General features: G+C 55.0%; 17 protein-coding genes and 1 pseudogene. 10 read left to right on the forward strand and 8 right to left on the reverse strand.

Annotated elements, in window-relative coordinates; translation table 11 throughout:
- Positions 1–3: 3 nt before the first annotated feature.
- Together DFO56_RS14085 and DFO56_RS14090 are read right to left on the reverse strand one after the other, a co-directional pair.
- Complete coding sequence (locus DFO56_RS14085; RefSeq protein WP_045513096.1) at positions 4–648, reverse strand: ABC transporter permease; 645 nt, start codon at positions 646–648, stop codon at positions 4–6.
- Positions 645–1,742: an ABC transporter ATP-binding protein gene (locus DFO56_RS14090; RefSeq protein ID WP_045513099.1), complete on the reverse strand. Its 1,098-nt coding sequence runs from the start codon at positions 1,740–1,742 to the stop codon at positions 645–647. Before DFO56_RS14090 ends, DFO56_RS14085 begins: the two co-directional genes overlap by 4 nt.
- 482 nt (positions 1,743–2,224) lie before the next feature.
- On the opposite strand from DFO56_RS14090, the gene hutU reads away from it, so the two are divergent.
- From hutU to hutG, 3 genes are read left to right on the forward strand one after another with little or no spacing between them, the layout of a single operon-like run.
- A complete protein-coding gene (hutU, locus tag DFO56_RS14095; RefSeq protein ID WP_114413880.1) occupies positions 2,225–3,901 on the forward strand; it encodes a urocanate hydratase in 1,677 nt (558 codons plus the stop codon).
- A 49-nt stretch (positions 3,902–3,950) separates the two neighbouring features.
- Entirely contained in the window at positions 3,951–5,159 is a 1,209-nt protein-coding gene (gene hutI / locus DFO56_RS14100) for an imidazolonepropionase (RefSeq protein ID WP_045514759.1), read from the forward strand.
- Positions 5,152–5,952 (forward strand): N-formylglutamate deformylase, encoded by an 801-nt coding sequence (hutG, locus tag DFO56_RS14105; protein WP_045514756.1) that lies wholly within the window; start codon positions 5,152–5,154, stop codon positions 5,950–5,952. The genes hutI and hutG overlap by 8 nt, the downstream gene beginning before the upstream one ends.
- A gap of 235 nt (positions 5,953–6,187) precedes the next feature.
- Here hutG and hutH read toward each other — a convergent pair whose 3' ends face one another.
- Both hutH and DFO56_RS14115 read right to left on the reverse strand, forming a co-directional pair.
- Positions 6,188–7,714 carry a histidine ammonia-lyase gene (gene hutH, locus DFO56_RS14110; RefSeq protein ID WP_045514753.1) on the reverse strand — a complete coding sequence of 509 codons (1,527 nt, stop codon included), beginning with the start codon at positions 7,712–7,714 and terminating at the stop codon, positions 6,188–6,190.
- Positions 7,711–8,055, reverse strand: a pseudogene (locus DFO56_RS14115) (hypothetical protein); the annotation flags it as partial. The gene hutH and the pseudogene DFO56_RS14115, both read right to left, overlap by 4 nt.
- Before the next feature lie 390 nt (positions 8,056–8,445).
- Between DFO56_RS14115 and DFO56_RS14120 the strand changes: the two are divergent.
- Positions 8,446–8,724 (forward strand): hypothetical protein, encoded by a 279-nt coding sequence (locus tag DFO56_RS14120; RefSeq protein WP_045513948.1) that lies wholly within the window; start codon positions 8,446–8,448, stop codon positions 8,722–8,724.
- Positions 8,725–9,024: 300 nt separating this feature from the next.
- On the forward strand, positions 9,025–9,096 hold the full coding sequence (ypdK, locus tag DFO56_RS14125; RefSeq protein WP_099458783.1) for a membrane protein YpdK: 72 nt from the start codon (positions 9,025–9,027) through the stop codon (positions 9,094–9,096).
- A gap of 74 nt (positions 9,097–9,170) precedes the next feature.
- Here the strand turns inward: ypdK and alaC are convergent, their stop codons facing one another.
- On the reverse strand, positions 9,171–10,412 hold the full coding sequence (gene alaC, locus DFO56_RS14130) for an alanine transaminase (protein ID WP_045513945.1): 1,242 nt from the start codon (positions 10,410–10,412) through the stop codon (positions 9,171–9,173).
- Positions 10,413–10,802: 390 nt separating this feature from the next.
- Here alaC and DFO56_RS14135 point away from each other — a divergent pair, with 390 nt between their 5' ends.
- On the forward strand, positions 10,803–12,488 hold the full coding sequence (locus DFO56_RS14135) for a sensor histidine kinase (RefSeq protein ID WP_071925212.1): 1,686 nt from the start codon (positions 10,803–10,805) through the stop codon (positions 12,486–12,488).
- A gap of 12 nt (positions 12,489–12,500) precedes the next feature.
- Positions 12,501–13,229 (forward strand): LytTR family DNA-binding domain-containing protein, encoded by a 729-nt coding sequence (locus DFO56_RS14140; protein ID WP_020454597.1) that lies wholly within the window; start codon positions 12,501–12,503, stop codon positions 13,227–13,229.
- On the opposite strand, the gene glk is transcribed toward DFO56_RS14140, so the two are convergent.
- Positions 13,226–14,191, reverse strand: a complete 966-nt coding sequence (gene glk, locus DFO56_RS14145) for a glucokinase (protein WP_020454598.1) — start codon at positions 14,189–14,191, stop codon at positions 13,226–13,228. The genes DFO56_RS14140 and glk overlap by 4 nt on opposite strands.
- A 179-nt stretch (positions 14,192–14,370) precedes the next feature.
- On the opposite strand from glk, the gene DFO56_RS14150 reads away from it, so the two are divergent.
- Positions 14,371–15,606, forward strand: a complete 1,236-nt coding sequence (locus DFO56_RS14150) for an ion channel protein (RefSeq protein WP_045513942.1) — start codon at positions 14,371–14,373, stop codon at positions 15,604–15,606.
- Here DFO56_RS14150 and DFO56_RS14155 read toward each other — a convergent pair whose 3' ends face one another.
- Complete coding sequence (locus tag DFO56_RS14155; RefSeq protein ID WP_045513939.1) at positions 15,607–17,265, reverse strand: alpha-keto acid decarboxylase family protein; 1,659 nt, start codon at positions 17,263–17,265, stop codon at positions 15,607–15,609. It abuts the gene before it with no gap.
- A gap of 172 nt (positions 17,266–17,437) precedes the next feature.
- On the opposite strand from DFO56_RS14155, the gene mgrA reads away from it, so the two are divergent.
- Positions 17,438–18,436 (forward strand): L-glyceraldehyde 3-phosphate reductase, encoded by a 999-nt coding sequence (mgrA, locus tag DFO56_RS14160; protein ID WP_045513936.1) that lies wholly within the window; start codon positions 17,438–17,440, stop codon positions 18,434–18,436.
- 123 nt (positions 18,437–18,559) lie between these two features.
- Positions 18,560–18,880 (forward strand): DUF2502 domain-containing protein YpeC, encoded by a 321-nt coding sequence (gene ypeC / locus DFO56_RS14165; RefSeq protein WP_017458671.1) that lies wholly within the window; start codon positions 18,560–18,562, stop codon positions 18,878–18,880.
- A gap of 41 nt (positions 18,881–18,921) precedes the next feature.
- On the opposite strand, the gene DFO56_RS14170 is transcribed toward ypeC, so the two are convergent.
- Positions 18,922–20,160 carry an Nramp family divalent metal transporter gene (locus DFO56_RS14170; protein ID WP_045513933.1) on the reverse strand — a complete coding sequence of 413 codons (1,239 nt, stop codon included), beginning with the start codon at positions 20,158–20,160 and terminating at the stop codon, positions 18,922–18,924.
- Between the last annotated feature and the right edge of the window lie 280 nt (positions 20,161–20,440).

Below are 20,440 nucleotides of genomic sequence, written 5' to 3' on the forward strand. Positions count from 1 at the left end.
CAGTTATCCCCTTTGCGGTTGCCAGCGGCTTAAAGAGCGGGTTATCGCCACCACCAGGCAATCCAGAATGAAGGCCAGCGCGATGCACAGCACAATCCCGGCGATAATCGGGGTGAGAAACTGAAGCTGAAACCCCTGGGTAAACAGCGAACCTAACTGTGGCGCGCCAATCAGCGCGGCAACCGACACGATGCTGACATTCGAAACCACGGCCACACGCAGCCCGGAGCCGATCACCGGTACAGCAAGCGGCAGGTCGATCTGCAAAAATTGCTGTAGCGGTTTGTACCCCAGCGCAAAAGCAGACTGCCGGGTATCTTCGGCGACGGAATCCAGCCCGTCGCACACGGTTCTGACCAGCAGCGCAAAGCTGTAGATAGTCAGCGCCACGACCACGTTGATGAGGTCGAGAATTTGCGTATTCAGCAGCGGCGGCAGCAGTACAAACAGCGCCAGCGACGGAATGGTGTACAGCAGGCCAAACAGATTCAGGATGAGACCTTTCACTTTTGGCAGGTTGTTCACGGCCCAGCCGACAGGTATTGCCAGCAGCAGGCCGATCAGGATCGGCGTAATCGACAAATAGCAGTGCCAGAGCAGCAAGCTGAGGATCCTGTCGCTTTGCCCCCACAGCCAGTCAAATCTCATAGCGCCTCCTGCGTCAGCGACTTGCAGGCATCCAGCACATTGTCCAGCGCCAGCGATCCCAGCGGGGCAAGCTGTTCATCGACCACCACGGCGCGATGGCAGGGAGAGCTGAGCGCCGAATCCAGCAACTGGCGCAGCGTGCCGCCCTGCGGAGAAAATGTCGCGCCAAGGTTCACGTTTTCCGGCGCTATCGCCGTTACCTGCTGATGCGTGTCAAACCAGCCGCAGGCTCTGCCCTGCTGCGTCACCAGCAGCCAACGTTGTGCGCTGATATTGCGTGCCTGCGCAAGTGACGCGCCCATTTCGATAGCCGGTTCCGCCTGCAACGCCGTCAGCGGTGCGGAGGTGTGGAAACTGAGTTTGCGATAACCGCGGTCGCGGCCAATGAAATCGGCAACAAATTCGCTCTGCGGCGCATTCAGCAGTTCGCCCGGCGTCGCCAGTTGCGCCAGCTTGCCGCCAGGTTTCAGCACCGCAACGCAATCACCCAGTTTCATCGCTTCATCAATATCGTGCGTGACCATAATGATGGTCTTGCTGACCTCTTTCTGAATGCGCAGAAACTCTTCCTGCAACTGTTCACGCACCACAGGGTCAACGGCGCTGAAGGGTTCGTCCATCAGCATAAATTCCGGGTCGGCAGCCAGTGCACGCGCCACGCCGACGCGCTGCTGTTGGCCACCGGAGAGTTGCCACGGGTAGCGTTTCGCCAGTTGCGGCGCCAGACCGACCACTTCCAGTAATTCTGCCGCTCTGGCCCTGGCTTTGCTTTTCGCCGCGCCATTAAGGATCGCGGTAGTGGCGATGTTATCGATGATGGTTTTATGCGGGAACAAGCCGGCATTCTGGATCACATAACCAATACGGCGGCGCAATTGCACAACATCCATCAGAGCGGTGGATTCGCCATTGAGCAAAATCGTCCCGGATGAGGGCTCCACCAGCCGGTTGATCATGCGTAATGAGGTGGTTTTTCCGCAACCAGACGGCCCCACCAGCACAGTAATTTTGCCTCCTGGCGCGACAAGGTTCAGGCCATCGACCACGACGGTACCGTCGTGATAATGCTTGGTCACATTGTTGAAAGTAATCATCGTTACGCCTTATGGTCATCGTTTGCCGCCCCGTTATGACGGCAATGCAAAAAACTTTTGTATATCCTTGTATGTACAACTAGCAAGCCATGTGCCATAACGTCATCGCAACATTAACCATTCAAATAAAACCATTTAAAAACAAATAGATAAAAAATAATTGTTAATAAATACAGCACAACAGAACGAATTCCCTCAGCTTCATTTCCCCACACGCTCGCTTTAAAACAGCGCAGAGATGCACTAAAAATGATCGTTTCAACGCTTTAAAGCACAATAGCAGTGCAAAAAAATGCACCAATACCCCTTCTTTCACTACGATCAAAAAAACAATCAATAACAACGCATTGTTTTATATGTGAAATAAATAAATTGATTAAACTGGCACCTTATGTGCTTATCATGTATATACAAGACGTATACAGCAGCATCGCAACGTCAGTAAGCATGTATTCCGCTATCAAACAGAGAAGGTAAACCGCATGAGTAGTGAATTATCCCGTTATCGTGATGTTGAGATCAGAGCGCCGCGCGGCACGACATTGAATGCGAAAAGCTGGCTGACCGAAGCGCCGCTGCGCATGCTGATGAATAACCTTGATCCCGATGTCGCGGAAAACCCGAAAGAGCTGGTGGTGTATGGTGGGATTGGACGGGCAGCGCGTAACTGGGAGTGCTTTGACAAAATGGTTGAAGCGCTAAAACAGCTCAATGATGACGAAACGCTGCTGGTGCAATCCGGCAAACCGGTGGGCGTTTTTAAAACCCACAGCAATGCACCGCGCGTACTGATCGCTAACTCAAACCTGGTTCCCCACTGGGCCAACTGGGAGCACTTTAACGAGCTGGACGCTAAAGGGCTGGCGATGTACGGCCAGATGACCGCAGGCTCCTGGATCTACATCGGCAGCCAGGGGATCGTTCAGGGTACGTATGAAACCTTCGTCGAAGCGGGTCGCCAGCACTATAACGGTTCGCTGGTTGGCCGCTGGGTGCTGACCGCAGGTCTGGGCGGCATGGGCGGCGCGCAGCCGCTGGCCGCCACGCTGGCGGGCGCCTGCTCGCTGAATATTGAATGCCAGCAATCCCGCATCGATTTCCGCCTGCGTACCGGGTATGTCGATGAGCAGGCAACAGATCTGGACGATGCGCTGGCGCGTATTGAACGCTACACCCGTGAAGGCAAAGCCATCTCTGTGGCGCTGCACGGCAATGCGGCAGAAGTTTTACCGGAACTGGTTAAACGCGGCGTTCGCCCCGATCTCGTGACCGATCAAACCAGCGCCCACGATCCGCTAAACGGCTATCTGCCGATTGGCTGGCAGTGGGAAGCGTATCGCGAACGCGCGAAGAGTGAACCGGCAGTGGTGACTCAGGCGGCGAAAGCCTCAATGGCCGAGCACGTTAAAGCAATGCTCGCCTTCCAGCAGCAGGGCATTCCGACCTTCGACTATGGCAACAATATTCGCCAGATGGCGAAAGAGATGGGCGTCAGCAACGCCTTCGATTTCCCGGGTTTTGTGCCGGCCTATATTCGCCCGCTCTTCTGCCGCGGTATTGGGCCATTCCGCTGGGCCGCGCTCTCCGGCGATGCGGAAGATATCTATCGCACCGATGAAAAGGTAAAAGAGCTGATCACGGATGACGCGCATCTGCACCGCTGGCTGGATATGGCGAAAGAGCGCATCAGTTTCCAGGGCTTACCTGCGCGTATCTGTTGGGTTGGTCTGGGACAGCGCGCACGTCTGGGCCTGGCGTTTAATGAAATGGTGCGTCGCGGCGAAGTCTCCGCACCAATTGTCATTGGCCGCGATCACCTGGACTCCGGCTCCGTTGCCAGCCCGAACCGCGAAACCGAAGCGATGAAAGATGGCTCCGATGCAGTTTCCGACTGGCCTTTGCTGAACGCGTTGCTCAACACCGCCAGCGGCGCAACCTGGGTTTCTCTGCATCACGGCGGAGGCGTCGGCATGGGCTTCTCGCAGCATTCGGGGATGGTTATCGTCTGTGATGGCACGGATGAAGCGGCAGAACGTATTGCCCGCGTACTGCATAACGATCCGGCGACGGGCGTGATGCGCCATGCTGACGCAGGCTATGATTCAGCGGTCGCCTGTGCCAAAGAGCACGGCCTCAATTTACCGATGATTGCAAAGTAAAACCGACGGCGCGGCGATTGCCGCGCCGAACCATGACGGGAGAACGCGGATGCGCATTTTATGGCGTCACTGCCAGATTGCCACCATGGAAGCGGGCAAATACAACCTGATCCCTCGCGGCGCGCTGATCACCAACGGGTCGCAGATTTCATGGCTGGGCGAAGAGGGAACGCAGCCGGATGATGTGGTCGATCGTGAAGTGGATTTGCAGGGGCGGTTGGTTACGCCTGGGTTGATCGATTGCCATAGCCATAGCGTGTTTGGCGGCGATCGCAGCCAGGAATTTGAGATGCGCCTCAACGGCGCGAGCTACGCGGAAATCGCCGCAGCAGGCGGCGGCATTATCAGTACCGTGAATGCCACCCGCAACGCCAGCCAGCAACAACTGCTGGAAAGCGCCCGCAAGCGCATTGACGCACTGCGCAAAGAAGGCGTTACGGCGCTTGAGATCAAATCCGGTTATGGCCTCAGCTTTGCCGATGAAAGCAAAATGTTGCAGGTGATCCGCACGCTTGGCGCAGAAATGCCGCTCACCATCTTCAGCACCTGTCTCGCAGCGCATGCAGTGCCGGGCGAGTATCAGGGGCGCGCTGACGACTACATCGACGAGATTTGCCAGCACTGGCTACCCGCCTGGCACGCACAAGGGCTGGTCGATGCGGTTGATGCTTTTTGTGAACACCTGGCCTTTTCACCACCGCAAGTGGAGCGGGTTTTCCGCAAAGCGCAGCAGCTTGGCTTACCAGTAAAACTGCATGCCGAACAGCTTTCACTGCTGCACGGCGCAGGGCTGGCCGCCCGCTACAGTGCGCTTTCCGCCGATCATCTCGAGTATTTGTGCGAAGAAGATATCGTGCTGATGGCGCAGCACGGCACCACTGCCGTTCTGCTGCCGGGCGCGTTTTACTTTTTACGCGAGAGCCAGCAGCCACCGGTGGCGCTATTACGTAAGCATCAGGTGCCGATGGCCATTTCCAGCGATCTGAACCCCGGTACGTCGCCCGTGTTGTCGCTGCGCCTGATGATGAACATGGCCTGCACGTTGTTCCGTCTGACGCCTGAAGAAGCGCTGGCGGGAGTGACCTGTCATGCCGCCCGTGCATTAGGTATCAGTGAACGCTGCGGTACGCTCCAGGCGGGTAAAGAAGCCAGCTTTGTCGCGTGGGATGTGTCTCATCCGGCAGAACTCAGCTACTGGCTGGGAGGAACACTGTCAAAACAGGTTATCTATCAGGGGGAGGAAGTCTGGCATGACTAACGGATTCGAATTACATCAGGGACGGCTGCCGCTACTGGTCAGCATGCCCCATCCCGGCACGCAACTGACACCGGAAATTGCCAGCGGCCTCACCGCGCGGGCACGACGTCTGGAGGATACGGACTGGCATATTCCGCTGCTGTATCAGCCGATTCGCGAGCTTGGCGCCAGCGTGCTGAGCGCTAATTATTCCCGCTATGTGGTGGATTTAAACCGCCCGGCAGATGATAAACCGTTATACGCTACCGCAACCACCGGCCTGTTTCCGGACACCTTTTTTGACGGCGAGTCGCTGTTCGAAGCGGGTAAAGCGCCGGATGACGCCACGAAAGCCGCTATTTTGCATACTGTGTGGCAGCCTTATCACCAGGCGCTGGCGCAGGAACTGGCGCGGTTGCGCGACACTTTCGGTTACGCGCTCCTGTGGGATGCACACTCCATCAAATCGTTGGTTCCGCGTTTGTTTGACGGCAAACTGCCGGATCTGAACTTCGGTACTGCCGATGGCGCAAGCTGCGCGCCGGAACTGAGCGCCGCATTACTGGCGTGCTGCGAGGCATTTCCGCGCTACACGAAAGTGCTCAACGGTCGCTTCAAAGGCGGGTATATCACCCGCCATTACGGCGCACCGCACCAGAACATCCATGCGATACAACTGGAAGTGGCGCAGTGCTGCTACATGGATGAGACGAGTTTTGCTTTCTCTGAAGAGAAAAGTGAAGCGTTCCGCCAGCTACTGACTTCCCTGATCAACACCGCGCTCGACTGGGGTAAGCAACGACTGTCCCGTTAACATTAAAAGGGATGCGCAAGCATCCCTTCATAACGGGATTCATTCCCGTGTCGTTGAGCCTTTATTTCCCGCCACCGCTTAACACTTAATCCATTCCTGGCGTGACGCCTGCCCCTGACACCAATACATTATGCTGGCTTACAGGGGCACCTTACGTTTTATAACAGCAAAAATGTATTCCATTTCAAAGGCAAAGCCCGCCGCATCCGAATGACCAGCAATGCCTCTCTCTTCTTCAGCAAGACACTATTGCTGGCAGCATTGTCGTCAGATGGCGTTCCGCCAGCAGAGCAATCGCACGTTCGATATCCGGCGCGAAATAACGATCTTTCTCATAATGCGCAACCTGTTCGCGCAGCAGATGACGAGCCTGTTCCAGCAGCGGGCTGCTGGTTAAGCCTTCGCGCATATCCAGCCCCTGACAGGCGGCAAGCCACTCGACAGCAATGACGCCGCGCGTGTTCGCCGCCATTTCCCACAGACGACGCCCGGCAGCCGGTGCCATAGAAACGTGATCTTCCTGGTTTGCCGAAGTGGGCAAACTGTCCACGCTGTGCGGATGCGATAACGCTTTGTTTTCACTTGCCAGCGCCGCTGCGGTGACCTGGGCAATCATAAAGCCGGAGTTGACACCGCCATTTTTCACGAGGAACGGCGGTAGTTGCGACATATGGCTGTCCATCAGCAGGGCAATGCGGCGCTCCGCCAGCGAGCCTATCTCCGCAATCGCCAGCGCAATATTATCGGCGGCCATCGCGACTGGTTCCGCATGGAAATTTCCCCCGGAGATCACTTCGTTTTCGGCGGCGAACACCAGCGGGTTATCGGAAACCGCATTTGCTTCAGTTAACAGCACTTCCGCGGCAAAACGCAGTTGCGTCAGGCATGCGCCCATCACCTGCGGCTGACAGCGCAGGGAGTAAGGATCCTGCACTTTATTGCAGTTGTGGTGAGACTGGGAAATGGCGCTGTCATCGGTTAATAGATGGCGATATAACGCCGCCGCGTCAATCTGCCCGCGCTGGCCGCGAACATCATGAATACGCGCATCGAAGGGACGACGAGAACCGAGCGCCGCCTCAGTGGTCAGCGCACCGCAAACCACGGCAGAAGCGAACAGATCTTCGGCTTCAAACAGGCCGCGCAAAGCAAAGGCGGTGGAGGTTTGCGTACCGTTCAGCAGCGCCAGCCCCTCTTTTGCCGCCAGCGTAATTGGCTCCAGCCCGGCGTTTTTCAGCGCTTCACTCGCCGGTAACCATTCCCCCTGCCAGCGCGCTTTGCCTTCGCCGAGCAGCGTCAGCGACATATGCGCCAGCGGTGCGAGATCCCCGGATGCGCCCACCGAGCCTTTCGCCGGGATCCACGGATAAACCTCCGCGTTAACCATCGCCACCAGCATCTGGATCACCTGCAGGCGAATGCCGGAAAAACCGCGCGCCAGGCTGTTGATCTTCAGCACCATAATTAAGCGAACCAGCGCGTCATCTAGCGGTTCGCCAACGCCTGCGGCGTGAGACAGCACCAGCGAGCGTTGCAAATTCTCCAGATCTTCCGTCGCGATACGCGTCTGCGCCAGCAAACCGAAGCCCGTGTTGATGCCATAGGCGGTGCGGCCTTCCGCCATAATGGTGTTGACGCAGGCAACGCTCTCATTAATGGCCGCAAACGCGCCATCATCCAGCGACAGATGAAGCGGCTGGCTGTAGATTTCGCGCAGCTGCGCGAGGGTGAGTTGGCCCGGAATAAGGGTGAAATTTTTCATGCTTTGCCCTGCCCCTGCATTACAGCAATCATCGGAAGATTGAGCGCCTGCGCTGCGGCGCACTCAATCGCAATCTCATACTCAGCCTCAGCGTGACGCATCACGCCAGTTGTCGGATCGTGAGGCAGCACGCGCGCAATGCGTGCCACCGCTTCATTTGTGCCATTACAAACATTCATCACCCCTGCATGCCGGGAAAATCCCATCCGCATGCCACCGCAGTGGTGCAGCGAGGCCAGGGTCGCGCCGCTGGCAGTGTTAAACATCGGCCAGTTGGATACGGCATCAGAACCGTCGCGCATCGCTTCGGTTTCGCGGTTCGGGTTTGCCACCGCGCCAGAATAAGGTTTGTTACCACCAATGCCGCCATACCCCACCAGTACGTTCGGTTTTTCGGCAGTATCGGGATCAAGGTTATTGCGCAATGGCGCTTCGGCGAGCCAGCTTTTCGTATTCGGCTCCATGCATTTAGGGGTCTGCTGGCGATTGAGAGTATGCGGCATCGGTGTTCTCTCCTGAGGACATGTCCTGATGTGTAAACATATATACTTGCCTATACAATTACGCGCAAGGCAGGATTTAACAGAAAAGATACAATTTTATTATAGTGCGCCGGCAATCACGCTTTTACTGACGCAAATGATCTGAAGCCGAAATGCCCCTGTAACCGGTAACGGCTACCCAGGAAAAGCAGGCTGGCGGGGGGAGACAATATGTTAGATTGACGATCTATGACCGCGAATAAGCAGGCAGGGATCGTGCTCGTTGCGGTACAACAGGCGGGACTCATCAGCCGAGAAGCTCTCGGCTTTGATAATATGCCAGGGCTCTTCACAAGTTTCCCCAGCGCCCTCTTCCCTCAACGTTTTTTTCGCCGCAGGATTATTTTCCCCTCTCACTCACTTTTTTATGCATCTCATCGCAGAAACACGGTGGCGCATTTTTCCGATCGAATTGCAGATGCTGTGACCCGCTTCAAAAAATTAGCCTTATTATTCAAGCGGAAATGAACCGTTTCAGCAGGCCATTTTTATCGTCGCTCAATAGCAATTTATTTAGCAGTGAAAGTATTGTGTCGCCAAAGCCCGACACATTGTAAGTTACTAAAATTAAATAGAAAAAAGGCTCTTGTAAGGCCTAAAAATTAAGCGTACATTAGCCCCGTTTGGTGAGGAATTCACCCGAAATTCTGAGATGGAGCTGTGGCCGAAATAGAGATAATTCTCATTTTCGATGTGGCGTAGTTTCACCTCTCTATACTCAGTCCTGAATGGTCATGAATGCATACTTAGGTGTGCGGAGCGATGAACGTGAAATATTTCTTTATGGGCATTTCGGTGATGGTTATTGTGTGGGCCGGCACATTCGCCCTGATGATCTAACCTGAGCATATCGTGCTGTACAAAAAAGGAGCCAAAAGGCTCCTTTTTTGTTTTGCCAGCCGGGCAAGGAACAGTTACGGTTCCAGATCTTCCGCCGCACTTTTTTGCGCTGCCGGAAGCAGCCCGTCGGCGCGGAACATGGCCTTAATACCGCGTACCGCCTGGCGGATACGATCGCGGTTCTCAATCAGCGCGAAACGCACATGCGTATCGCCATAGTCACCAAAGCCGATACCCGGAGAGACACACACTTTCGCCTCCTGCAGCAGCTTTTTGGCAAACTCCAGTGAGCCCATCGCCGCATACGGTTCCGGAATTTTCGCCCACACATACATTGATGCTTTCGGCATTTCTACCATCCAGCCCGCTTCATGCAACCCTTTCACCAGTACATCGCGGCGGCGTTTATACTGAGCGGCAATATCGCGCACACACTGCTGATCCCCTTCCAGCGCAGCAATCGCAGCCACCTGGAGCGGCGTAAAGGTGCCGTAATCATGATAACTTTTGATCCGCGCCAGTGCGTTGACCAGCACCGGATTACCGACCATAAAGCCGATACGCCAGCCCGCCATATTGTAACTTTTCGACAACGTGAAGAACTCAACGGCGACATCGCGCGCGCCCGGCACTTGCATGATTGACGGCGCTTTCCAGCCATCGTACACAATGTCGGCGTAGGCCAGATCGTGAACCACCAGCACATCGTAGCGTTTTGCCAGCGCGACCACTTTTTCAAAGAACTCCAGTTCAACGCACTGCGCCGTCGGGTTAGACGGAAAGCCTAAAATCATCATTTTCGGCTTCGGGTAACTTTCGCGGATCGCGCGCTCCAGCTCATTGAAGAAGTCGACACCTTCCACCAGCGGCACAGAACGTACCTGCGCTCCCGCAATCACCGCACCGTAAATATGAATCGGATAACTCGGGTTCGGCACCAGCACAGTATCACCGTGATCCAGCGTCGCCAGCATCAGATGCGCCAGCCCCTCTTTCGAGCCGATGGTAACAATCGCTTCGGTTTCCGGATCGATATCCACTTGATAACGATCCTGATACCAGCGGGAAATCGCCCGGCGCAGACGTGGAATGCCGCGTGACGTGGAGTAACCGTGCGTATCCGGGCGTTGCGCGACGGTACAGAGTTTCTCAACGATATGCGGCGGCGTCGCGCCATCCGGGTTGCCCATACTGAAATCAATAATGTCCTCGCCGCGGCGTCGCGCAGCCATTTTCAGTTCAGCGGTGATATTAAAAACATACGGGGGGAGACGATCGATGCGCGTAAAACGGCGTTCAGGACTGAAGTCAGCCATAGATTCCTCGGAGTAACGTTAGCGCCCGGACCGTCCGAGCGACGTCGCCGCATTTGCGGCGTACTCAGAACATAGCCCGAAAAAAATCTCGCTGTCGAGAGGTAAGCGCAAAAATAACGCAACGCCATAAAAGAGGAAGTTTAATTTAGGAAAGGGAAAGCCAGATTATCCTCTTATAGAAAAATCCATCATATATTTTAACAATAAAATAAAGATAAAATTACCTTAAAAATTCACCAGTTAGCGCACTGACGCATCATTTCTTTCGGATCTTTTCAATCCCCTTTTGGAAAAGTGGTCTTTCCTCATTCAGCGAATGAATACTGCGGCTGGTCATCTGGGCCGCGGTTTTTTATCATAGCTTTTTGACGCTATTCATATGAGTCCCCCGTGCACGAAATATTCGACATGCTGCTGGCCGTCTTTGACCGAGCGGCGCTCATGCTGATCTGCCTGTTTTTCTTGATCCGCATCCGCTTGTTCCGCGAACTGCTGCATAAAACGGCGCACTCGCCAAAAGAGCTGCTGGGCGTGACGGCCATCTTCTCGATGTTTGCCCTGTTCAGTACCTGGTCCGGCGTGCCGGTGGAAGGTTCGCTGGTTAACGTGCGTATTATCGCGGTGATGTCCGGCGGGATTTTGTTCGGCCCGTGGGTCGGCATTATCACCGGCGTGATTGCCGGGGTGCACCGCTATCTGATTGATATTGGCGGCGTGACGGCGATCCCCTGCTTTATCACCAGCATTATTGCCGGCGTGATGTCCGGGATGATTAACCGCAAAGTGCCCAAAGCGCAGCACTGGCGCGTGGGCATCATCGGCGGCATGATTTGCGAAAGCCTGACCATGACGCTGGTGGTGCTGTGGGCGCCGACTACCGCGCTCGGCCTCGATATTGTGTCCAAAATTGGGGTGCCGATGATCCTCGGCAGCGTCTGCATCGGCTTTATTGTACTGCTGGTGCAAAGCGTGGAAGGGGAAAAAGAGGCGATTGCCGGTCGTCAGGCGAAGCTGGCGCTGGATATTGCCAATAAAACACTGCCGCTGTTCCGCAATGTGAATAGCGAGTCCCTGCGCAAAGTGTGTGACATTATTCGCCGGGATATCAAAGCCGATGCCGTAGCTATCACCAATACCGATCACGTGCTGGCTTACGTTGGCGTGGGGGAAAATAATTACCGCGACAGCGACGATATTATCAGCCCAACCACTCGCCAGGCGATGAACACCGGCGAAATTATCATTAAAAACAATGATGAAGCCCACCGCACGCCGGAGATCCACTCGATGCTGGTGATCCCGCTGCGTGAACAGGGCATCGTGACCGGCACGCTGAAGATCTATTACTGCCATGCGCACCAGATCACCTCCTCATTACAGGATATGGCCGTTGGCTTATCACAGATTATCTCAACACAACTGGAAGTTTCCCGCGCCGAACAGCTGCGGGAGATGGCGAACAAAGCGGAACTGCGCGCTTTGCAAAGTAAGATCAACCCGCATTTCCTGTTTAACGCCCTGAATGCTATCTCGTCGTCGATTCGCCTGAATCCGGACACCGCCCGGCAGCTCATTTTCAATTTGTCGCGTTACCTGCGCTATAACATTGAATTAAAAGATGATGAGCTCATTGATATCAAAAAAGAGCTCTATCAAATCAAAGACTATATCGCCATTGAGCAGGCCCGTTTTGGCGACAAGTTGACGGTGATTTATGACATCGATGAAGAGGTCAGTTGTGTGATCCCGAGCCTGCTGATCCAGCCATTGGTTGAAAACGCGATTGTGCATGGCATTCAACCGTGTAAAGGCAAAGGCGTGGTCACCATCAGTGTGGAAGAGTGTGGCAACCGCGTGCGTATCGCGGTGCGCGATACGGGCAACGGTATCGATCCGCAGATGATTGCCCGCGTTGAAGCCGATGAGATGCCCGGCAACAAAATTGGCCTGCTGAACGTGCATCAGCGCGTAAAGCTGCTGTACGGCGAAGGGCTGCATATCCGCCGTTTAACGCCGGGCACGGAGATCGCGTTCTTTGTGCAGCGCCAACCGTCTCCCGCTGCATTGTTGCCTTAACAGGAGAGCTGTATGAAAGTCATCATTGTTGAAGATGAGATCCTGGCGCAACAGGAGCTGAGCTGGCTTATAAAAGCGCATAGCCAGATGGAAATTGTCGGCACTTTCGACGATGGTCTCGACGTGCTGAAATATTTACAGCACAACAAAGTCGACGCCATTTTTCTCGATATTAATATCCCCTCTCTGGATGGCGTATTGCTGGCGCAGAATATCAGTCAGTTTGCCCATAAGCCGTTTATCGTCTTTATCACTGCCTGGAAAGAGCATGCGGTGGAGGCTTTTGAACTGGAAGCGTTCGACTACATTCTGAAACCATACCAGGAGTCGCGCATAATCAGCATGCTGCAAAAACTGGAAACGGCCTGGCAGCAACAATCTGGCCCGGTTGCCAGCCCGCAGCCACGGGAAAACGCAACCATTAATCTGGTGAAAGACGAGCGCATTATCGTCACCAGTATTCATGATATCTATTATGCGGAAGCGCATGAGAAGATGACGTTCGTCTATACGAAGCGGGAATCTTACGTGATGCCGATGAACATCACTGAGTTTTGCAGCAAACTGCCGGCGGCGCACTTCTTTCGCTGCCACCGCTCTTACTGCGTGAACCTGGATAAAATCCGTGAGATCGAACCCTGGTTTAACAATACCTATATTTTGCGGCTGCGGGACCTGGAGTTTCAGGTGCCCGTCAGCCGCAGCAAAGTTAAAGAGTTTCGTCAGTTAATGAATCTTTAAAGCACGTAACCCAGCGTCTGGCGCAGATGAGCGCCAGAGCCCAACAGCCCCGGGTTATCATGCACGATCAGAAATACCGGGATATCCTGGACGTAGGATTTAAAGCGCCCTTTGTCCTCGAAACCACCGCGAAAACCGGAAGCGGTAAAGAAATCGAGGAAACGCGGCACAATACCACCGGCAATGTAAACGCCGCCGAAAGTGCCGAGATTGAGCGCCAGGTTGCCGCCAAAACGCCCCATAATGACGCAAAACAGTGACAACGCGCGACGGCAGTCAATGCAGCTGTCTTCCAGCGCGCGTTCAGTCACATCTTTCGGTTGCAGATTTTCCGGCAAGCGACCATCTGATTTGACGATCGCGCGGTAGAGGTTAACGAGACCGGGACCGGAGAGCACGCGTTCAGCGGAAACGTGACCGATTTCCGCACGTAACTCTTCGAGGATAATCCCCTCTTCTTCGCTGTTTGGCGCGAAATCGACATGGCCGCCTTCGCCCGGCAGGCTCACCCAGCGTTTATCCACATGCACCAGATGCGAAACGCCAAGCCCGGTGCCTGCGCCGTAAACAGCTATCGGTTTTCCTTCAACCGGCGCGGAACCACCAAACTGAATCAAGTGTTCCGCTTTGAGCATCGGGATCGCCATTGATACGGCGGTGAAATCGTTAATGATTTCCAGATGAGCGAAACCGAGGTTTTTCTTCATTTCGGCAATCGAAAACGCCCAGGTGTGGTTGGTCATTGCCACCCAGTCACCGGTGATCGGGCAGGCGATGGCAATACAGCCGTCTTCCACCGTGACGTCGTGCTCTTTCAGATAAACACGCACCACGTCTTCCAGGCTTGGGTAATCGAGGCCGGAGTAGGTTTTGGCCCGGGAGATGTCACCGCTATCGACATCACACAACGCTAAGCGCGCGTTCGTGCCACCCACGTCTCCCACTAAAGCATACTTTGTCATTCTTTTACGGCTCCGCTAAAGTCAGAATAAATCTTTGGCACACTGTAAATTCAAGGCGCTGTAACAACAACGACCATATCATGAGTGCCCCAGGATTATCGATCTTCGTCACAGATTACCTTAAAGGTTTCAGCCCGGTTGCATCCTGAGTGACCAGGCTTCGTTGCAAGGATAAAAAGATGCTCCATCCGCGTGCGAGAACGCTGCTGTTACTGGCGCTGCCTGCGCTCACTATTGGTGTCGCGTCGGGTCTGATATTAGCGCTGGTGATGAAAATCGCCGCCCTGCTGCAAACCGTGTTGTGGAGCGGCATACCGTGGCGGCTCGGCATCTCACCTGATTCCCCCTGGTGGATACTGATTGTTTTGACACTCACCGGCGTTGCTGTAGGCCTGGTTATCCGTTTCAGCACCGGTCATGGCGGGCCGGATCCGGCGACGGTGCCGCTGATTGGTTCGCCGGTTGCGGTCACCGCGCTGCCGGGGCTGACGCTGGCAATGATCCTCGGTCTGGCGGGCGGCGTAAGTCTTGGCCCGGAACAACCGGTGATGGTGCTGAATATCGCCCTTGCCGTTGCACTTGGCGCGCGCATTTTCCCGCGCGTTGCGCCGCTGGACTGGACAATCCTTGCCTCCGCCGGCACGCTCGGCGCACTGTTTGGCACGCCTGTGGCGGCGGCGCTTATCTTCTCGCAAACCCTGAAAGCCAGTGAAGACGTGCCACTGTGGGATCGCCTGTTCGCCCCGTTGATGGCTGCCGCAGCAGGCGCGCTAACCACCAGCCTCTTTTCGCCACCGCATTTCACGCTGCCCATTCCCCATTATCCGCAGATGCATATCGTTGATATTTTTAGCGGTGCGGTCGTGACGCTGTTCGCCATTGCGCTGGGAATGGTGGCTGTTTGGTGTTTACCGCGTCTACATCACTTAATGCATCGCCTGAACAACCCGGTGATGACGTTGGGGATTGGCGGCTTCCTGCTTGGCCTTCTGGGCATGGCTGGCGGCCACGTTACCTTATTTAAGGGGCTGGATGAGATGCAGCAGCTTGCATTTGCCCATACCTATACCGTTACCGATTACCTGTTGTTTGCCCTGGTGAAGCTCGCCGCGCTGGTGATCGCTGCCGCCTGCGGTTTTCGCGGTGGGCGTATTTTTCCGGCGGTGTTTGTCGGCGTGGCATTAGGCTTAATGCTGCATGAACATGTCGACGCCGTTCCGGCTGCGGTCACCGTTTCCTGTGCCGTATTAGGGCTGGTATTGGTTGTAACACGCGACGGCTGGCTGAGCCTGTTCCTGGCGGCCGTTGTCGTGCCGGATACCACCTTGCTACCGTTGCTGTGTATCGTGATCCTGCCCGCCTGGTTAGTGCTGGCCGGAAAACCGATGATGATTGTCCCCCGGCGCAGTAAGTAACTACTCACTGTTACGCGTTTCCAGCGCATGGGTGACATCACGCAGCAGATCCGGCAAATCGGCTTGCGGCAACATCACTTCAATCAGCGCAAGCCGGTGGTGATGTGAAGCGGCTTCCAGTGCTTCCGCCAGTTGCACCGTTTCGCTAACACGCCAGCATTCGGCCTGGCAGTCATGGCTGAGCGCATGCGGAATATGTGTCCAGTTCCAGCGTGCAATATCGTTATAACGCTGATGCGCACCATGGATCGCCCGCTCCACCGTGTAACCATCATTATTGAGCAATAAAATGATCGGCCGTTGCCCGTCACGCAGCATGGACCCCAGCTCCTGTATGGTGAGCTGCGCTGCACCGTCGCCGCTAAGCAAAATGACCCGCCGCTGCGGGCAGGCGGTTTGTGCGCCGAACGCGGCGGGCAGACAATAACCTATCGATCCCCACAGCGGCTGCGTCAGCATATCAACCCCGGCTGGCAGACGCAGAGACGCCGCGCCAAAAGCTGCAGTTCCCTGATCGGCCAGTAAAATATCACCGGGGCGAATAAAAGCCTGCAGTGTTTGCCAGAATGTATGCTGATTTAAAATGCCGGAGTGATGCGGCGAATTGGCGGAGGGCGCGGGAACAGGGTCAAGCACGCAGCGTGGGTTATTGCGACAAACCGAAATCAGGATATTTACCGCCTCCTGCATCGTAATCCCGCTGAACCACTCTTCTCCTACCCGCGCCGCAAAGGGCTGGATATCAATCGTGCGCTCCACAGGTAACTGCTGGGTAAACCCGGCGGTGATGGTGTCCGTAAAACGCACGCCGACACACATTACCGCATCGGCACGCTCGATCGCCTCCCGCACCTGCGGCGGGCTAGCGGCACCGCTGTACGTGCCGACAAACCCAGGCTGCGTTTCATCAAACAAGCCTTTGCCCATTAACAACGTGGCGTGCGGGATGGGTGCATCCTTCATCCAGCACTGCAACATTTTCTGTACACCAAAGCGGTGAGCGAGAAAATCCGCCAGCAGCGCAACTCGCGGGCTTTCGCTGAGCATCGCCTGTACATGTCGACGAAAGCTGTCCAGACGCCCTTCATTAAGCTGAAGCGGTGCGGGAGTGATAACGTTTACAGGCGGCGTTGCCGCCATTTTTGCCACATCGGCGGGCAACATCAGGTAACCGGGGCGAGATTCACTGAGCATCGTGCGGATCACACGGTCAATTTCATAACAGGCGTTTTCTGCCGTTAACACCGCCTGCGCAGCGCTGATAGGTTCATACATGCGCCAGAAATGGCTGAAATCACCGTCACCCAGCGTGTGGTGCAAAAGTTCACCACGTTGCTGTACGCTGCGACAGGGTGCCCCCACGATCTGCAACACCGGCACATATTCCGCAAAGCTGCCCGCGACACCATTAATCGCACTTAACTCCCCCACGCCAAAGGTGGTTAGCAGCGCGCCCGCTCCCTGACAACGCCCGTAACCATCAGCAGCATAAGCGGCATTCAGTTCATTAGCACAACCCACCCAATGCACCGCCGGATGCTGGATAACGTGATCAAGAAACTGCAGATTGTAGTCGCCCGGTACGCCGAAAAGATGATGAATACCGCAGCCAGCAAGCCTGTCCAGTAGGTAGTCGGCAACTGAATAATCGTTTTGCATTGCGCTACGTCTCCAAATACTGACACTTACCTGAGTATTGGAGAACTGTGATGAGAGTCCAGGATACGCGTCAGAGAGAAAGTGGAAAGCAAGCTTTACGGTACCTGGCGGTGTAAGCTCAGTGAATGTAAACGCATACACTAACGCTACGCTGATAAAAAGGAGTAACTGCATGGTTTATCTGGCCGATCCCGCACGCTATGAAAAGATGCACTACCATCGCTGCGGCGAGAGCGGGTTAAAGCTGCCGGCAATTTCGCTTGGGTTGTGGCACAACTTCGGTGATACCACTTTGCTGGAAAATAGCCGCCAGTTGTTGCGGCATGCCTTTGATCTGGGTATTACCCATTTTGATCTGGCCAATAACTACGGGCCGCCGCCGGGCTCCGCAGAGCGCAATTTCGGCCGGATTTTGCAGGAGGATTTCCTGCCCTATCGTGATGAACTGATTATCTCAAGTAAAGCCGGTTATACCATGTGGGACGGGCCTTACGGCGACTGGGGGTCACGTAAATATCTGATTGCCAGTCTTGACCAGAGCCTGCGTCGCATGGGGCTGGAGTATGTTGATATCTTCTACCACCATCGCCCGGATCCCGAGACGCCGCTGCAAGAAACCATGCGCGCACTGGATCATATTGTGCGCCAGGGCAAAGCCCTGTACGTCGGGCTTTCCAACTACCCGGCAGCGCAGTCGCGCGAAGCTATCGATATCCTTAATGATCTCGGAACACCGTGTCTTATCCATCAGCCGAAATACTCACTGTTTGAACGCTGGGTCGAAGCCGAATTGCTCGATGTATTGCAGGAAAAAGGCGTCGGCAGTATTGCGTTCTCACCGCTGGCTGGCGGGCAACTAACCGACCGTTATCTGCACGGCATTCCCCCCGATTCCCGCGCCGCCAGCGGCAGCCGTTTTCTCAACCCGGAGCAGATTACCGATGAAAAGCTCGCGACCGTTCGTGCGCTGAATGCAGTGGCGGAACGGCGCGGACAGAAGTTATCGCAGATGGCGCTGGCCTGGGTGCTGCGTAACGATCGCGTCACTTCGGTGCTGATTGGTGCCAGTAAAGCCAGCCAGCTTGACGATGCGGTCGGCATGCTGGCAAACCGCCATTTCACCACGACTGAAAGCGATGAGATCGACGCCATTCTCAGTGGCGCAAAATAACCGCAAATTTAGCAAAAAATGCTGCCATTCATGATTTAGGAGTTCCGCCAATAATACGGGGTTTAGCCGCCCCGTAATATTGTTGTAACAGGCCGTTTCGGCCCGATCGTGAAGGAGAAGAGTATGTTCAGGTCACTGATTCTGGCAGCTGTGTTAATGGCTTCTGCGCCGCTGGTCGCAAATGCTGGCGAAATCACCCTGTTGCCATCTGTGAAATTACAAATTGGCGATCGCGATAATTACGGTAACTACTGGGACGGCGGTCGCTGGCGCGACCGTGACTACTGGGGCCGCAACTATGAGTGGCGCGGCAACCGCTGGTATAAACATGATCGCGGCTGGCATCGCGGCTGGGACAAACAGAACGCGTATGAACGCGGTTACCGTGAAGGCTGGCGCGACCGCGACGATCATCGTGGCCATGGCCGGGGACATCACCACTAATTCAAAAAAAGGAGCGCGAGCGCTCCTTTTTCTCATGCTATTTACAGACCTGCCGCACTGCCGATTAACAGCCAGCCATTCAAACTGACCACCAGCACCACAATCACCCAGCCAACCCGTTTAACCATTGGCGTATTGACTAACTCGCCCATTAATTTGTGGTTACTGGTGAAAATCAGCAGTGGCACCAGCGCCAGCGCGATGCCGAAACTCAGCAGCACCTGGCTCATGACAAGGATCCTCGTCGGATCCAGCCCCAGCCAGATAACAATAAACGACGGCATCATGGTGATGGTGCGCCGCACCCACAGAGGTATATGAAAACGCACAAACCCCTGCATCACCACCTGCCCGGCCAGCGTCCCCACGACCGTTGAAGAAAGCCCCGCCGCTACCAGGCTAAGACCAAAAATGGTCGCTGCGGCATGGCTTAATAACGGCTCAAGCGTCAGGTACGCCTGGTCGAGATCGGCAACACCGGTGTGACCGTTAAAATGGAATGCCGCTGCCGCTGTCGCCATCATCGCCAGGTTTACAAATCCGGCGATAGTCATGGCGATACCCACATCCCATTTGGTGGCGGAATAACGCTCGCGCTGAGTGCCCTGGTGCAAATGCTGCGTCAGAGACGAGTGCAGATAAATGACATGCGGCATAATAGTCGCGCCCAGTACGCCAGCTGCGAGGAACACTGCTTCACTACCCGGCAAACTTGGGATCACAATGCCTTGCGCCAGCTGGGCCAGTTTCGGCTGAGAAAAAACCAGCTCAACAATATAAGCCGCAGCGACAAACAGCAGCAGGCCGCCTATCACTTTCTCCAGCGGTTTTTGCCCCCGCCGCTGTAACATCAAAATCAAGAATGTCGCCACGCCAGTAAGCACCGCACCTTGCAGTAACGAAACGCCGAGGATGAGCTTAAACCCGATGGCAGCACCGATAAACTCCGCCAGATCGGTTGCCATGGCGATAATTTCCGCCTGCACCCAGTAGAACCACACCAGCGGGCGCGGATAGTGATCGCGGATCTGCTCTGCGAGGTTCATCCCGGTGGCAATCCCCAGTTTGGCGGAAAGCAGCTGGATCAACATCGCCATAATATTGGCCCAGACCACCACCCACAGCAGTTGGTAGCCAAAACTGGCGCCCGCCTGAATATTGGTGGCGAAGTTGCCCGGGTCGATATAACCGATAGCAGCAATAAACGCCGGTCCCATTAAAGCAAACCGTAATTTGCGCGCTGCACGCCCATTACTATTCTCAACGCGACTACTGTTCATTTATTGCCCCTAAATATAGCCTTTGCTATGTTTTATGCTACCAAAATGAGAATGATTATCAAGTTCATTTAAATGGGTTTACCTGATTTCTCTGATAGTCAGAAACAATAGAAGGGTTGAATGTCAAGGATGGTGACGGCGACAACAGCTTTTGCCGCAGCGTTATGTTAAGAGTCTAGCAGTATGACGCAACTTTTCACGCTTTTACTTAACATAACAGAAATGTATGTTGGATCACTAATTTTGAGTCTGGTCACAGGTCATTAATATAGTGTGTGTT

Origin of the sequence: Kosakonia sp. AG348 (assembly GCF_003337365.1) — a bacterium.
Taxonomy (GTDB): domain Bacteria; phylum Pseudomonadota; class Gammaproteobacteria; order Enterobacterales; family Enterobacteriaceae; genus Kosakonia.

Bases quoted from the DNA above. Each gene is read 5' to 3' on its own strand.
- DFO56_RS14085 (WP_045513096.1), bottom strand. From the start codon at position 648: ATGAGATTTGACTGGCTGTGGGGGCAAAGCGACAGGATCCTCAGCTTG.
- DFO56_RS14090 (WP_045513099.1), bottom strand. From the start codon at position 1,742: ATGATTACTTTCAACAATGTGACCAAGCATTATCACGACGGTACCGTC.
- hutU (WP_114413880.1), top strand. From the start codon at position 2,225: ATGAGTAGTGAATTATCCCGTTATCGTGATGTTGAGATCAGAGCGCCG.
- hutI (WP_045514759.1), top strand. From the start codon at position 3,951: ATGCGCATTTTATGGCGTCACTGCCAGATTGCCACCATGGAAGCGGGC.
- hutG (WP_045514756.1), top strand. From the start codon at position 5,152: ATGACTAACGGATTCGAATTACATCAGGGACGGCTGCCGCTACTGGTC.
- hutH (WP_045514753.1), bottom strand. From the start codon at position 7,714: ATGAAAAATTTCACCCTTATTCCGGGCCAACTCACCCTCGCGCAGCTG.
- DFO56_RS14120 (WP_045513948.1), top strand. From the start codon at position 8,446: ATGACCGCGAATAAGCAGGCAGGGATCGTGCTCGTTGCGGTACAACAG.
- alaC (WP_045513945.1), bottom strand. From the start codon at position 10,412: ATGGCTGACTTCAGTCCTGAACGCCGTTTTACGCGCATCGATCGTCTC.
- DFO56_RS14140 (WP_020454597.1), top strand. From the start codon at position 12,501: ATGAAAGTCATCATTGTTGAAGATGAGATCCTGGCGCAACAGGAGCTG.
- glk (WP_020454598.1), bottom strand. From the start codon at position 14,191: ATGACAAAGTATGCTTTAGTGGGAGACGTGGGTGGCACGAACGCGCGC.
- DFO56_RS14150 (WP_045513942.1), top strand. From the start codon at position 14,371: ATGCTCCATCCGCGTGCGAGAACGCTGCTGTTACTGGCGCTGCCTGCG.
- DFO56_RS14155 (WP_045513939.1), bottom strand. From the start codon at position 17,265: ATGCAAAACGATTATTCAGTTGCCGACTACCTACTGGACAGGCTTGCT.
- mgrA (WP_045513936.1), top strand. From the start codon at position 17,438: ATGGTTTATCTGGCCGATCCCGCACGCTATGAAAAGATGCACTACCAT.
- ypeC (WP_017458671.1), top strand. From the start codon at position 18,560: ATGTTCAGGTCACTGATTCTGGCAGCTGTGTTAATGGCTTCTGCGCCG.
- DFO56_RS14170 (WP_045513933.1), bottom strand. From the start codon at position 20,160: ATGAACAGTAGTCGCGTTGAGAATAGTAATGGGCGTGCAGCGCGCAAA.